Source organism: Methylobacterium cerastii (genome assembly GCF_022179125.1).
Lineage (GTDB): Bacteria > Pseudomonadota > Alphaproteobacteria > Rhizobiales > Beijerinckiaceae > Methylobacterium > Methylobacterium cerastii.
Genome location: NZ_BPQG01000039.1, coordinates 1 through 14,129, shown reverse-complemented (window position 1 = coordinate 14,129; position 14,129 = coordinate 1). Strand labels below are relative to the sequence as shown.

Annotated in this window: 11 protein-coding genes; 5 read left to right on the top strand and 6 right to left on the bottom strand. The window is 68.1% G+C overall.

Going from position 1 to position 14,129, the window contains the following annotated elements; all coding sequences use genetic code 11:
• Positions 1 to 56: 56 nt before the first annotated feature.
• The 6 genes from MFF13_RS13595 to paoA form a co-directional block, all read right to left on the bottom strand.
• Complete coding sequence (locus MFF13_RS13595; RefSeq protein ID WP_238272325.1) at positions 57 to 776, bottom strand: RibD family protein; 720 nt, start codon at positions 774 to 776, stop codon at positions 57 to 59.
• Positions 777 to 811: 35 nt separating this feature from the next.
• Positions 812 to 1,210 carry a (R)-mandelonitrile lyase gene (locus MFF13_RS13590; RefSeq protein ID WP_238272340.1) on the bottom strand — a complete coding sequence of 133 codons (399 nt, stop codon included), beginning with the start codon at positions 1,208 to 1,210 and terminating at the stop codon, positions 812 to 814.
• 118 nt (positions 1,211 to 1,328) lie between these two features.
• Positions 1,329 to 3,539 carry an aldehyde oxidoreductase molybdenum-binding subunit PaoC gene (gene paoC / locus MFF13_RS13585; RefSeq protein WP_238272324.1) on the bottom strand — a complete coding sequence of 737 codons (2,211 nt, stop codon included), beginning with the start codon at positions 3,537 to 3,539 and terminating at the stop codon, positions 1,329 to 1,331.
• Positions 3,540 to 3,591: 52 nt separating this feature from the next.
• Positions 3,592 to 5,796, bottom strand: a complete 2,205-nt coding sequence (paoC, locus tag MFF13_RS13580) for an aldehyde oxidoreductase molybdenum-binding subunit PaoC (protein ID WP_238272323.1) — start codon at positions 5,794 to 5,796, stop codon at positions 3,592 to 3,594.
• A gap of 3 nt (positions 5,797 to 5,799) precedes the next feature.
• On the bottom strand, positions 5,800 to 6,750 hold the full coding sequence (locus tag MFF13_RS13575) for an FAD binding domain-containing protein (protein ID WP_238272322.1): 951 nt from the start codon (positions 6,748 to 6,750) through the stop codon (positions 5,800 to 5,802).
• Positions 6,747 to 7,340, bottom strand: coding sequence for an aldehyde dehydrogenase iron-sulfur subunit PaoA (paoA, locus tag MFF13_RS13570; RefSeq protein WP_238272321.1), 594 nt, complete (start codon positions 7,338 to 7,340; stop codon positions 6,747 to 6,749). The genes MFF13_RS13575 and paoA overlap by 4 nt, the downstream gene beginning before the upstream one ends.
• 269 nt (positions 7,341 to 7,609) lie before the next feature.
• Between paoA and MFF13_RS13565 the strand changes: the two genes are divergently transcribed.
• The 5 genes from MFF13_RS13565 to MFF13_RS13545 form a co-directional block, all read left to right on the top strand.
• Complete coding sequence (locus tag MFF13_RS13565; RefSeq protein ID WP_238272320.1) at positions 7,610 to 8,503, top strand: LysR family transcriptional regulator; 894 nt, start codon at positions 7,610 to 7,612, stop codon at positions 8,501 to 8,503.
• Between the two features lie 228 nt (positions 8,504 to 8,731).
• The gene (locus tag MFF13_RS13560) at positions 8,732 to 9,634 is read left to right on the top strand and encodes a tyrosine-type recombinase/integrase (RefSeq protein ID WP_238272319.1); all 903 of its coding nucleotides are present in this window, start codon (positions 8,732 to 8,734) and stop codon (positions 9,632 to 9,634) included.
• A gap of 4 nt (positions 9,635 to 9,638) precedes the next feature.
• Positions 9,639 to 10,847: an IS91 family transposase gene (locus MFF13_RS13555; protein ID WP_147764995.1), complete on the top strand. Its 1,209-nt coding sequence runs from the start codon at positions 9,639 to 9,641 to the stop codon at positions 10,845 to 10,847.
• A 978-nt stretch (positions 10,848 to 11,825) separates the two neighbouring features.
• A complete protein-coding gene (locus MFF13_RS13550) occupies positions 11,826 to 12,077 on the top strand; it encodes a hypothetical protein (RefSeq protein ID WP_147815098.1) in 252 nt (83 codons plus the stop codon).
• Positions 12,078 to 12,169: 92 nt separating this feature from the next.
• Positions 12,170 to 14,129, top strand: a 1,960-nt coding sequence (locus MFF13_RS13545) for a CheR family methyltransferase (RefSeq protein WP_238272318.1), incomplete at its 3' end; no start/stop codon positions are given.

Below are 14,129 nucleotides of genomic sequence, written 5' to 3'. Positions count from 1 at the left end.
GAGATGGCCTCGTCTACGTTTAAAGGGCGATGATCGTACTTTGCCGTCGAGGACGCTTAGCCGCTGGGAGCGTCCTCGACGGCATACCTGAGCCAGACGGTGCCGCCTTCCAAAGTCTCGGTATGGCGATGCCGAAGCGCCTTGCCGGCCGCCGGCCGCTCGTCGGGCTCGCCGTGGTACTCGAAGATGGTTGGTACGCCCGCGAGGCCATCAAGGGCGGGCGAGACAAGCAGGCTGACCTCGTCGATCAGTCCGGCTTTCAGGAAAGCGCCGTTGATAATGCCGCCGCCCTCAAGCAGCAGGGTCCTTACGCCGAAGGTCTCGCCCAGGGTCGCCATCGCACCGACGAGGTCACGGCCGTCCGGACCGGCGAAGATGTAGGAGACCCCGTCCTCACGGAGCTCAGCCAGATAGTCGTCCGTGACGCCCTCGCCGAGGACCGCCACGATATGGTCCCCGCCAGCGTCGTCCCGGCCGTAATGCACCTTGCCGTGCGGGTCGATTGCGACGGCCAGGTCGCGACCGTTTCGCTTGCCGACATGAGTCTGGCGGAGGTCACCAGGAACGGTATCGGGTTTGCGCGGATGCCCCTTGGCGATCTCGGCCATGGTCGTGCGACCCACGATCCAGCCCTCGGCATCCAGGCGCGCCGCGGTCTCGTCGTAGTACCGGTGAACCAGGTCCTGCTCGATGCCCGCGGCGGGAGGGGTCCAGCGGCTAGGGTGGAGCCGGCCGTCGATGGAGCTTCCCATGTGGCAGATGATCTTCGGACGCATTTCGCGAACTCACTTTTCCTCGGGTTACGGTCAGGTCACTCGCCGCGGTACTCTGCGTCCGTGACGTGCTCCATCCAATCGACGACCTTGCCGTCGAGCGCCTCCGACAACGCGATGTGGCTCATGCCTGCGGTAGGCGAGGCCCCATGCCAGTGGCGCACGCCGGGCGGGATGCGGACCACGTTGCCAGGCCGGATCTCCAGCACCGGACCGCCCTCGTTCTGGACCCGACCGAGCCCGGCGGTAACGATCAGGGTCTGACCGAGCGGATGGGTATGCCAAGCCGTCCGAGAGTTGGGCTCGAAGGTGACGAGGCCGCCCGACATTCGTGAAGGTGGCCTTTCCTGGATCATCGGGTCGACGCGTACGGTCCCCGTGAAGTTCTCCGGCGCGCCCCTTACGGAGGGCACGGTACCGCTGCGCTCGACGGTCACCGCCTTTTGCGAGGGACTGGCGGAGCAATGCCAGTTCATGCCGGTGGCGAGGGTCGCGGCAAGGACGAGCGAGGCGGCCCCGACGGGAATGTGCATGGCGGCGTCCTTGGCGCTTCCTTCAGGCCGCGTCGGGCATGCGGTCGAGGAGCTTGTCCAGCGTGATGGGATAGTCGCGCACGCGGACCCCGGTCGCGTTGTAGATCGCGTTCGCGACCGCAGGTGCGACGCCGACCAGCCCGAGCTCCCCGACACCCTTCGCCTTGATCGGCGACATCGTCGGATCGACCTCATCGACGAAGATCGCGTCGAGGTGCGGGATGTCGGCATGGACCGGTACCTCATAACCAGCGAGGTCGTGGTTGACGAAGAAGCCGCGCTTGGTGTCGACCGCCATCTCCTCCATCAGGGCGGCGCCCACGCCCATGACCATGCCGCCGATGACCTGGCTGCGGGCCGTCTTCGGGTTGAGAATGCGGCCCGCGGCACAAACCGCCAGCATCCGCCTGACGCGGATCTCGCCGGTGTCCGCATCCACGCCGACCTCCGCGAAGTGCGCGCCGAAGGTCTGCTGGGCGAACCTCTTGGACAGGTCGCCGAACTCCATGGTGTCCTCGACGACGATGTCGCCGGCCTTCGCCGCATCGCCGAGCGGTACGGCGCGATTGCCCAGGCGTACCTCGCCATCGGAAAAGATCGCGTCGGCCGAATTGAACCCCAGTCTCTGGGCCACCGCCTCGCGCAGCTTCACGCACGCGGCGTAGACGCCTGCGGTGACGGACGGCGCGCCCTGCTGGCCACCCGAACCCGGCGACTCGGGAAAATCGGAATCCCCGAGTCGCGCAACGACCCGTTCGATCCCGACGCCCATCATCTCGGCCGCCGTCTGGGCGACGATGGTGTAGCTGCCGGTGCCGATGTCGGTCATGTCGGTCTCGACCGTGACCACGCCCCGAGCATCGAGCCGCACGCGGGCACCGGACTTGGCGATCTTCGCGGCGCGGATCGCGCCTGCCATACCCATCCCGACCAGCCAGCGCCCGTCACGGACGCTGGCCGGCGCTGCCTTGCGCCGATCCCATCCGAACCGGTCTGCCCCGGTGCGGAGGCACTCCACGAACGGGCGGGTTGAGAACGGCATCTCGGGATGCTCGGGGTCGACCTGGGTGTCGTTCAGGACCCGGAATGTGACCGGGTCCATGCCGAGCTTTTCCGCCATCTCGTCCATGGCGATCTCAAGCGCCATCAATCCCGGGGCCTCGCCCGGGGCTCGCATCGCATTGCCCTCGGCGAGGTCGAGCACCGCCAGCCTCTGGCGGGTCATGCGATTGGCGCCGGCGTAGAACGACCGCGTCGCGGCGGTCGACGGCTCGGTCCGGCCCCCGGCGAGGTTGCCGTTGAGGTTGTCGTGGCCGATGGCGGTGATATGGCCGTCCGTCGTCGCCCCGATCCAGATGCGCTGGACCGTCGCCGGGCGGTGGATGGTGGTGTTGAACATCATCGGACGTTGCAGAGCGATCTTGACCGGCCGACGCGCCACGCGCGCGGCCACCGCGGCCAGGGCGAGATCGGTCTGCACGGTCCCCTTACCGCCGAACCCGCCGCCGATGTACGGCGAGACCAGGCGGATCTTGTCCTTGGTGATGCCAAGGGTCTTGGCGAGGTCGCGAACGCCCCAGTTCATCTGCTGGATCGCGGTGTGGCAGGTCAGGCGGTCGCCGTCCCACGAGGCGATGGTGGCGTGCGGTTCCATCATCGCGTGCGCCTGGTCGGGTGTCGTGTAGGTCTCGTCCAGCTTGACCGGCGCCCCCGCGAATGCGGCCTCGAAGTCGCCGACGCTCGTCTCGGGCTTGCCGCCAAACTGGCCCGCCTTGGCCACCGGCGCCGTCGCCACCAGCGCCGAGAGCTCGAACGAACCCTCCGCATGAGCATACTTCATCTTGACTAGGGCGGCGGCGGCCCGGGCCTGCTCGAACGTCTCCGCGACCACGACCGCCACGGCCTGGTGGTAGTGGTCGATCTCGGGCGCGGCGAGGAAACGCTGGACGTAAAACTCGCCCTTTCCGAGCGTGCCCGCGTTCTCATGTGTGACGATGGCGACGACACCTGGGGCGGCGTTTGCGGCGACGAGATCGATCGCGACGACGCGCCCCTTGGCGATACCGGCACCGACGATGAAGCCATAGGCGAGGTTCGCCTGCGGATCGTGCCAGTCGGACGCGTAGGGGGCGGTGCCGGTCACCTTGAGCGGACCGTCGACCCGGTCGAGCGGCTGCCCAACGACCTTGAGCCGGTCGATGGGGTTGATGCCGGCGGGGGTGTCGAACTTCATGATCTCGCTCCTCGACCTTCGGTTTCGGCGACGCTCCTATCGTCGGACGCGCTTAAGCCGCGTCCGGCATGCGGTTCAGGAGCTTGTCGAGGGTGATCGGGTAGTCGCGGACCCGCAGGCCGGTGGCGTTGTAGACGGCGTTCGCCACTGCAGCGCCGACCCCGCAGATTCCGAGTTCGCCGACGCCCTTGGCCTTCATCGGCGAGGACATCGGATCGACCTCGTCGAGAAAGATCACCTCCTGGTGCGGGATGTCGGCGTGGACCGGGACCTCGTAGCCGGCGAGGTCGTGGTTGACGAAGTACCCGCGCTTGGTGTCGACCGCGAGCTCCTCCATTAGGGCCGCGCCCACGCCCATGGTCATCCCGCCGATGACTTGGCTGCGGGCCGACTTCGGGTTGAGGATGCGTCCGCTGGCACAGACCGCCAGCATGCGGCGGACCCGGATCTCGGCCGTGGCCACGTCGACGCCGACCTCGACGAAGTGGCCGCCGAAGGTCGATTGCTGATGGGTCTTGTCGAGGTCGCCAAACTCGATGGCGTCCTCGGCCACGATGTCTCCGCCGGTAGCTGCCTGAGCTAGCGGAACGTTGCGATTGCCCGAGCGGACCTGCCCGTCCTCGAACACGGCGTCGGCCGAGTTGAAGCCGAGCTTGCCGGCCACGGCCTCACGTAACTTCATACAGGCGGCGTATACACCCGACGTCGAGGAGTTGGCGCCGAACTGTCCGCCCGAGCCCGAGGAGACCGGGAAATCGGAGTCCCCGAGGCGCACGATGACCTTGTCGAGGGTGACCCCCATCATCTCAGCCGCCGTCTGGCCGATGATGGTGTAGCTGCCGTTGCCGATGTCGGTCATGTCGGTCTCGACGATCACCATGCCCTTGCCGTCGAGGCGGACGCGGGCGGCCGACTTCAGGACCATGTTGTTGCGGAAGGCCGAGGCCATCCCCATCCCGACAAGCCAGCGGCCGTCGCGGACCTGGCCGGGCTTGCCCCGTTTGTCCCAGCCGAAGCGCTCGGCGCCCTGGCGCAGGCATGCGACGAGGCTGCGCTGGGAGAAGGCACGCTCCGGCTTCTCCGGATCGACCTGTGTGTCGTTGATCTCGCGGAACCGCACAGGGTCTATACCGAGCTTCTCCGCCATCTCGTCCATGGCGACCTCAAGCGCCATCAGCCCAGGGGCCTCGCCCGGGGCCCGCATGGCGTTGCCTTCGGGCAGGTCGAGCACGACGAGGCGCAGGGCAGTCATCCGGTTCGGGGCGGCATAGAGCAGACGGGTCTGCAAGACCGCCGCCTCGGGACCGCCCTCGGGCAGGTCGCCCGACCAGCTCTCGTGGCCGATGGCGGTGATCTTACCGTCCGGGGTCGCGCCGATGCGGATGCGCTGGAGCGTGGCGGGCCGGTGCGTGGTGTTGTTGAACATCTGCGGACGCGTCAGCGCGACCTTCACCGCCCGACCGGCCGCCCGGGCGCCCAGGGCCGCGAGAAGCGCCTCGGACCGCAGGAAGAGCTTGCCGCCGAACCCGCCGCCGATGAACGGCGACACCATGCGGACCTTCTCCTGCGGGACGTCCAGGGTCAGCGCGAGGTCACGCGTGCCCCAGGCGATCATCTGGTTCGAGGTCCAGACGGTGACCTTGTCCCCGTCCCAGGACGCGACGGAGGCATGGGGCTCCATCATCGCGTGGGCGTGGTCCGGCGTCTCGTAGCTCTCGTCGAGCTTGACCGGCGCCGAGGCGAACGCGCCGGCGAAGTCACCGACGGAGGAGGAGGATGGACTGCCCTGGACGTCGCCCGGGTCCTTCGCCCCGTCCTTCACCGAGGCGAGGTCGAAGGCGCCCTCGGTGGCGGTGTACTTGACCTTGACCAGCGCCGCGGCGGCGCGTGCCTGCTCGAAGGTCTCGGCGACCACCACGGCGACGGCCTGATGGTAATGCTCGATCTCTGGCCCGCCGAGGAGTTTTGCGGTGTTGAGCTTGCCCTTGCCGAGCTTGCCAGCGTTATCGGCGGTCACGATGGCGACGACGCCCGGGGCGGCCTTGGCGGCGCCCAGGTCCATCGAGGCGATCCGGCCCTTGGCGATAGTGGCGCCGACGACGACGCCGTAGGCGAGCTTGGCCTGCGGGTCGTGCCAGTCGTTGGCATAGGGGGCGGTGCCGGTGGTCTTGAACGGGCCGTCGATCCGGTCGGTGGCCTTCCCCACGACCTTGAGCCGGTCGATGGGGTTGGTGCCTGCGGGGGTGTCGAACTTCATGGATCAGGCCCTCGCCTCGGTCAGGACGGCACCGAGCGTGCGCTCGGCGAGCTTCAGCTTGTAGGCGTTGTCCTCGGTCGGCTTGGCCCCCGCGAAGACCTTGTCGGTCACCGCCTTGGCACCCCGCGGCAGGTCGGCCTCGGCGGCCTCGACGCGCCACGGGCGCGGCGCCACACCGCCGAACGCCACGTGCCCGGTCCCGTCCTTGCCGATCACGGCGGCGACGGAGACGAGGGCGTAGGCATAGGAGGCCCGGTCGCGGACCTTGCGGTAGATGTGCGTCCCGGCGACGGGCTTCGGCAGCGTCACGGCGGTGATCAGCTCGCCGGCCTTGAGAATGGTGTCGAGTTCCGGCTTGTCGGCGGGCAGGCGATGGAAGTCCGCGACGGGGATCTTGCGGGTGGCACCCTTTGCGTCGACGGTCTCGACGGTGGCGTCGAGGACGCGCATGGCTACCGCCATGTCGCCCGGATAGGTCGCGATGCAGGTTTCGCTCGCACCGATCACGGCGAGCTGCCGGCTGACCCCGTCGATGGCCGAGCAACCAGATCCCGGCTGGCGTTTGTTGCAGGCCTGGGCGGTGTCGTAGAAGTACGGGCACCGGGTCCGCTGCAGCAGGTTGCCGGCGGTGGTCGCCTTGTTGCGGAGCTGTCCCGAAGCGCCCGCGAGCAGCGCCCGCGAGAGAACGCCGTAATCCTTTCGGACTCTGGCATCAGCGGCCAGATCCGTGTTCCGCACTAGGGCCCCGATCCGAAGCCCGCCCTCCGGCGTCGGCTCGACCTTGTCCAAGCCGAGGCCATTGACGTCGACGAGGTGGGTCGGGGTCTCGATCTGCAGCTTCATCAAGTCGAGCAGGTTGGTGCCGCCGGCGATGAACTTGGCGTTCGGCGTGCGGGCGACGGCGGCGGCGGCCTCGGCGGGCGTGCCCGGGCGCTCGTAGGTGAAGGATTTCATGCCTGCTTCCCCGCGACCTCGGTGATCGCCTCGACGATGTTGGAATAGGCGCCGCAACGGCAGATGTTGCCGCTCATGCGCTCGCGGATCTCGGCGTCGGTGACCTCGTAGGTCCCGTTGAGGTCGGCGCTGACGTGGCTTGGGATGCCGGACTTGATCTCGGCGATGACCGCCACGCTGGAGCAGATCTGGCCCGGGGTGCAGAAGCCGCACTGGTAGCCGTCGTGCTTCACGAAGGCGGCCTGCATCGGATGGAGGTCGCCCGGCTTGCCGAGCCCCTCGATGGTCATGACGCTGGCGTCCTGGTGCATGACCGCGAGGGTGAGGCAGGAATTGATGCGTCGACCGTCGACGATCATCGTGCAGGCGCCGCACTGACCGTGGTCGCAGCCCTTCTTGGCGCCGGTCAGGTGCAGGTGCTCGCGCACCGCGTCGAGCAGGCTGGTCCGGGTGTCGAGTTCGAGCTCGCGGCGCTCGCCGTTGACCGTGAACCCGACCTTGGCCAGGACCGGCTTGTCGGTTCCCGCGGGCGCGGCGCCCGCCGCAGATGGGACGGCGGCCAGGGCCGCCGTGGCTGATGCAGCCACCATCAAATCTCTCCGGTTCAAGTCGTAATCTCCAGGTCGTCCCATCTTGGTCTCCGAGCCTGCTGCAGGGGGGCGATGGCGCGACGGCCGCCCGTCGAGGGCGGGATGCCCGTGGAAACACACACACCTTGGATAGGCTCCAAGGTACGGCGTCACGTCTCGTTGATTAGTGCCTCCCAGCCACATAGGGTCATGAGCAACGCTTATGGATCGCCCGCGAATCGACCCGGACGATCTCGCCCACCCTTCGGAATGCAGCGAGGAACCGGTCAATGGCGCGCACGGACCTGACCGACCTGCTGTCCTTCGCGACGGTGTCGCAGGAGGGCAGCTTCACCCGCGCCGCGACGCGCCTGGGCGTCACGCAATCAGCCCTCAGCCACGCCCTGAAGGGCCTTGAGGCCAGGCTCGGCGTATCCTTGCTGACCCGGTCCACCCGCGGCGCCGTGCCGACCGAGGCGGGGGAGCGCCTGCTGCGGATCGTGGGACCCCAGTTCGAACAGATCGATGTCGAGCTCGCCGCGCTCACCGAGCTCCGCGACAGGCCCGCCGGCACCGTCCGCATCACGGCGTCGGAGGACGCGGCGGCGACCGTCCTGTGGCCGGTCCTGGCACGCCTGCTGCCGGACTACCCCGACATCAACGTCGAGATCGTGACCGAGCAGGCCCTGACGAACATCGTTGCCGAACGCTTCGACGCCGGCGTGCGCATCGGCGAGCACGTCGAGAAGGACATGGTCGCGGTCCGCATCGGTCCCGACATGCGCATGGCCGTGGTCGGGACGCCGGCCTACCTCAGGAAACGGGCGAGACCCAAGCACCCCGAGGACCTCACCGCTCACCGGTGCATCAACCTGCGACGGCCGACCCGTGGCGGGTTCTACCCATGGGAGTTCGAACGGAAGGGACAGGCCCTGAATGTCCGCGTCGAGGGCCAACTCGTGTTCACCAGCCTACCCCTGATCCGGGAGGCGGCCCTCGCCGGACTCGGGTTGGCCTACCTGCCGGAGGACCACGTGGCGCCGGACGTGGCCGAGGGCAGGTTGGTGCGGGTGCTGAAGGACTGGTGCGAGCCTTTCCCAGGATACCACCTGTACTACCCGAGCCGACGCCAACCCGCCCCGGCCTTCACGGTCCTGTTGGAAGCGCTTCGTCAACGCGGTTGACGCGCGGACCGGCTGGCCACGACCGCTATCGATCCATGGCAGGCCCTGCTTCCAAGTGCGGGATTGGGCGACCCTTACGACTGGAATGGGTGGATGAACGAACCCGCTTGCGCGGGATGGGTGGCAGCTTCGAGGTTTTCGGATTGGGACGAACGCCCCGCGCTGATTGAGCGTCGCCCGGCCTGGGCGGACGATCCCGGCTCCCTTCATCCGAGTGGAGCCGGTTCCATGACCATCCTTGCTGTTCCCGCCGCTGGGTCGCTGCGCCAGCGCCTTGTCGACGATATGACCCTGCGCCGGTTCTCGCGTGAGACGCAGCGCAACTACCTCCGCGATGTCGGGCGTCTGGCGACGTTCCTGCGGCGCTCGCCCGACACGGCAACCGTCGACGACCTGCGCCGTTTCCAGATCGCGCAGCAGGAGATCGGCCTCGGGGTGCCGACGATGAACGCCATCGTCTCGGCCCTGCGCTTCTTCTTCGTCCATACGATCGACCGGCCCGATCTCGCCCGCAGGCTGGTCCGCCTCAACCATCCGCGCCCGCTGCCCGACGTCCTGAGCCCCGAGGAGGTGGGGCGGCTGCTCGGTGCCACAGTCTGCCTCAAGCATCTGGCGGCCCTCTCGGTGGCCTATGGCGCGGGATTGCGCGTGGCCGAAGTCGCCGCGCTCAAAGTCGCCGACGTCGACTCGACGCGCATGCTGCTGCGGGTCGAGCGTGGCAAAGGCGGCCGCGACCGCAACGCGATGCTGTCCACCGATCTCCTGGTCCTCCTGCGGCGCTGGTGGATCGAGGGACACCGGCAGGGCGTCCTGCATCGCGAGGGTTGGCTGTTTCCCGGCCAGGACTGGGCCCGGTCGATCAGTACCCGCCAGCTTCACCGCATCGTGGTGGAGGCGGCCCGGTCGGCCGGGATTCCCAAGCGCGTCGGTCCTCACACCCTGCGCCACTCCTTCGCCACCCATCTCCTGGAGGACGGCGTCGATATCCGCGTCATCCAGGTGCTGCTCGGACACGCCCGCCTCGACACGACGGCACTCTACGCCAAGGTCGCCACCCGGACGGTGCGGGCCGTGACGAGCCCCCTCGACAGGCTCGCCCTGTTCCATGGGGAGGGACCCGCACCGGGCTGAGGCGATGCCCGCCACGATCGAGCTAGCCGACGTCTTCCGCGCCGCCGGTCCCGCCTATCGCGCCGATGGGGCCGGGCACCTGGACCTGGCTACGCGGAAGGTGATGGCGGCGATCGAGCAGTGCCGCACGGCCAGCCTCGGCGGGCATGTCGAGGGCTGCGACGCGTGCGGCCACCTGCGCGTCGCCTACAATTCCTGCCGTAACCGGCACTGCCCACGCTGCCAGGGCGCGGCGGCGCGGGACTGGCTCGCCGCCCGCGAGGCTGACCTCCTCCCGGTCGGCTACTTCCACGTCGTCTTCACCCTGCCCGCCGAGATCGCCGCCATCGCCTTCCAGAACAAGGCCGCCGTCTACGATCTGCTGTTCCGGGCCGCGAGCGCGACCCTGACGCGGATCGCCGCCGACCCGAAGCATCTCGGTGCCCGCATCGGCTTCACCGCCGTGCTCCACACCTGGGGCTCGGCCATGACCCACCATCCCCATCTCCACATGATCGTGCCCGGCGGCGGCCTCTCGTCGGACGGGACCCAGTGGGTCGCGTCACGCCCGGCCTTCCTCCTGCCGGTGCGGGTGCTGGGCATGCTGTTCCGCCGCCTGTTCCTCGAAGGGCTCGCGGCCCTCCACGAGACCGGGACGCTCGCCTTCTTCGGCACCCTGGCCCCTCTCGCCGACGCCAGGGCCTTCGCCCGCGCGCTCGCCCCGGTGCGCAGGAAGCGCTGGGTGATTTACGCCAAGCCGCCCTTCGCCGGACCGAAGGCCGTGCTCGCCTACCTGTCGCGCTACACTCACCGCGTGGCCATCTCCAGCCGACGCATCCTCGCCTTCGACGGAGCGAACGTCAGCTTCCGGGTCAAGGACTACCGGTGCGAAGAGGGCGGGCAGGCGCGGGTCATGACCCTGTCCGCCGGGGAGTTCATCCGGCGCTTCCTCCTCCATGTCCTGCCGCGCGGCTTCCACCGCATCCGGCACTACGGCTTCCTCACCGGCTCGAACCGGAAGGCCGGTCTGGCCCACATCCGCGCGATCCTCGGCACACCGGTCCCGCCGCGATCCACCGACTCTGAGCCGGACGCGCGAGACGCTGCCACCGACGTGCGAGGGCCTTGCCCCTGCTGCGGTGGTCCCATGAGGATCGTCGGCGCCTTCGCGGGCTGGTACGAGCCGCGTGGGCCGCCGTTCCGCCCCGCGCCGAACCGGGCGTGTACGCCATGACCCGGCATGGCCTGACAGCGCCAGCCATCCGAGGCCCCGCACCTCGGGGCTCGCTTCTCCGCGTGCCGAACGCCGTGATGAGCCTCGCGAACACTGCCCCTCAACCCTCGGGCGCTTCGCAAAACGCCGGCGACCGGGCAATCCGGGACTGCGCAGGGATCCAGGCGGCGCCGTTCACGCGCCTTCCGTCCCACACTGGGGACGACGGTCTGCCAAAATCTCCATAGCTCGGCGTCCGCCATCCCGCGGGTTCGTTCCTCCACGACTTTCGTACGCCTCACGGCGCCCGAAACTCTTCAGGATTTCTGTCGGTCCGCTTTTGGGGCGGCGATCCATCGAAGCGGACATCGTCTGTAATGCTTCTCCAGACCCATTACGGAAGGTCCGAAGGTCCGTTTCTCACCAAGTCATCAGATGAGGACCTAGGAACTCAGCGCGTCTACTTGCACCCGTTCGCTTCATGCGAAAAGCCGACTTGTGGTTAAGGTTGAGGTTCGACCCTCCAAATCGCCATCGAACTCGACCTCCGGATTGCTACACCTAGGCATTGTGTGCAGGATCGTAGCGTTCGCCTAGAAGTTACCTACGTGCGGGCATGGGACGGAAACCGGAGCGCTCCTGATGGACCGCCTACAAACAGATCGGTGCCTTGAGGTTGCTCGTGAGTTGCGCGCAGCGGCCGAAGAAACGCGGCAGACGCTCCAGGCCTCGCGCGATCTCGTCCGGCGGTCCCGCGAGCAGACCGCTGCAGGGCCGTCACTAAGCCGCAAGGTCGAGGACCCTGGCCCATCGAACCAATTGGTGACGTCTCTCATCGACGCCTACGAGGCCTCAGAAGACGACCCTGATACCCAGACTCGCTTGCTCCTCGGCCGGGTCCTCCATCATGTCGGGCGTCGCGTCGCTGGCGCGATGGGACCACGGGCGGCCGGGATCGCCGTGCATTGATCGACGCGGCTTAGGAAACGGCGGAAAGTTATGGCGAACGGTGACGATCCGCAGGACCGCCTCGGTGCCCTAGATCGCATCGCCCGGTCGCTGGGTGTTCCGACCGCGGCCTTCATGACGGCCGACCCGGCTAAGACATCGGACATCGAAAATGCCGTGGCGGGTCTGGATCATCTCCCCGAAGTGGTAGCTTTGCTGCGTCTGTTCGTACGGCTGAAGAGCCCTGAGGCTCGGGCCCGCTGCCTCGCCTACGTGGTGCAGGAGGCCACGCAAGACGTCTGATCCGCACGGCCGTCCTCGACATCGGGCAAGAACGCATGATGCTGGGCCCCGATGAACGGCGCAGTATCGATCCGAAGGTTGAGAACGCGGTGATGAACCAGGACCACTTCCCGATCGTCGGCATCGGCGCGTCCGCAGGCGGCATCGAAGCGATGCAGGGCTTCTTCCGTGGAGTGCCGGAGACGCTCGGGGCCGCCTTCGTCATCGTCACGCATCTCAGTCGAGAGCACAAAAGCCTGCTCCCGGACGTGCTGGCCCGCTTCACGCCGCTTGAGGTCGAGGCTGCCACCGACGGTGTGTCGGTCCGACCGGGCCGCGTCTACGTCATGACGGCCGGGTCCGTCATGGGCATTGCAGGCGGACGGCTGACCTTGAAGCCGCTCGGGCCGGCGGTCCGTGAGCCCAAACCGGTCGACCTCTTCCTGACTGCCCTGGCCCTTGACCAGGGCGCGCGTGCGGTAGGCGTGATCCTGTCCGGCGGCGACGGCGACGGCGCAATCGGCGTCAAGGCGATCAAGGAGCACGGCGGCCTGACCCTGGCCCAGACCGCGGATGGCTACGGCCCCGAAACCCCTGACATGCCCATCAGCGCGCTGCGGACCGGCTTCGTTGATTTCGGCGATGCGGCCGAACGGATGGGCGACCGGATCGCGGCCCACTTCGCCGCCAATAGTCCCGCCACGCAGGATGGTCAGACCGACCAGTTCGCGCGGGAGTTCGATGCCGAGCTGCTGACCGAAATCTTCGCCATCCTGCGTTCGCAGGTCGGCCATGACTTCTCCGGTTACAAGCCCAGCACCTTCGTGCGTCGCCTGCAGCGGCGCATCAGCGTCGTCGGCGCGGCCGGGCCGGACGGCTACCTCAAGCTGCTGCGTGCCGACCCGGCCGAGGTCGGAGCGCTGTTCCGGGACCTGCTGATCGGCGTGACGAACTTCTTCCGCGACGCAGCGGCCTTCGAGGCGCTGGCCGCCGACGTCATCCCGAAGCTGCTTGACGAGCGCGCGGCGACCGATGTCGTGCGGATCTGGGTGCCGGCGTGCTCGACCGGCGAGGAGGTTTACTCCCTCGCCATCCTCCTGCGCGAGCACATGCTGACCCTGGCGGATCCGCCACGCGTACAAATCTTCGCCACCGACATCGACGAGCGCTCGCTCACGGTCGCCCGGACCGGCCTCTATCCGAGGACCTACCTGTCCGCCATCTCACCCGAACGGATCGCGCAGCACTTCGTTTCCGAAGGCGACAGCGCGGTGGTCGCTAAGGCGGTGCGCGACCTCTGCACCTTCGCCCCGCACAGCGTGCTGCGCGACCCACCGTTCTCACGTCTCGATCTTGTCTCCTGCCGCAACCTGCTGATCTATCTCGGCGTCGACGCCCAGCAGCAACTGATGCCGGTGCTGCACTACGCCCTACGCCCGCGCGGCTACCTGTTCATCGGGATGGCCGAGAACGTAACGCGCTTCGAGGATCTGTTCGAGACGATCGACAAGCGGAACCGCATCTTCCAGGCCCGCGACGCGATCCCGCCGGCCCGGTTGCCGCCGATGTCCGGGCAGGACACGCCGATCTTCGCGGGTGCCGGCCAGCCGTACCGGCGCAACGTCACGACGCACACGGCCCTGCGGCACACGGTCGAGACGCTGATGCTGGCCGAGTTCACGCCGCCCCACGCGGTCGTGACGCGGACGGGCGAGGCTGTGCACTACTCGTCGCGGATCGGCGATCACCTGGAGGTCGTACCGGGCCAGCCGACGCGGGAGCTGGCTGCGATGGCGCGCAAGGGCCTGCGGCTGGATCTCCGAACGGCGCTGCGCGAGGCGATCGAGGGCAACACTCGGGTCGTGCGCGACAGCATCAGCGTCGAGCTGCCGGACGGCCGCCTTCAAACGATCTCTTTGGTCGTCAAGCCGTTGAACACTGCCGGCGCGACCGAGCCATTGTTCCTGGTCGTGTTCAACGAAGCCGCTGCGCCCGTCGTTAAGGAGCGGCAGGCCTTGGAGGCGAATGAGCGAGACACGGCGTTCCAAGCCCTGGAACGCCGTGTCTCGCTCA

Bases quoted from the DNA above. Each gene is read 5' to 3' on its own strand.
- MFF13_RS13550 (WP_147815098.1), top strand. From the start codon at position 11,826: ATGGCGAACGGTGACGATCCGCAGGACCGCCTCGGTGCCCTAGATCGC.
- MFF13_RS13565 (WP_238272320.1), top strand. From the start codon at position 7,610: ATGGCGCGCACGGACCTGACCGACCTGCTGTCCTTCGCGACGGTGTCG.
- MFF13_RS13575 (WP_238272322.1), bottom strand. From the start codon at position 6,750: ATGAAATCCTTCACCTACGAGCGCCCGGGCACGCCCGCCGAGGCCGCC.
- paoC (WP_238272323.1), bottom strand. From the start codon at position 5,796: ATGAAGTTCGACACCCCCGCAGGCACCAACCCCATCGACCGGCTCAAG.
- paoA (WP_238272321.1), bottom strand. From the start codon at position 7,340: ATGGTGGCTGCATCAGCCACGGCGGCCCTGGCCGCCGTCCCATCTGCG.
- MFF13_RS13560 (WP_238272319.1), top strand. From the start codon at position 8,732: ATGACCATCCTTGCTGTTCCCGCCGCTGGGTCGCTGCGCCAGCGCCTT.
- paoC (WP_238272324.1), bottom strand. From the start codon at position 3,539: ATGAAGTTCGACACCCCCGCCGGCATCAACCCCATCGACCGGCTCAAG.
- MFF13_RS13595 (WP_238272325.1), bottom strand. From the start codon at position 776: ATGCGTCCGAAGATCATCTGCCACATGGGAAGCTCCATCGACGGCCGG.
- MFF13_RS13555 (WP_147764995.1), top strand. From the start codon at position 9,639: ATGCCCGCCACGATCGAGCTAGCCGACGTCTTCCGCGCCGCCGGTCCC.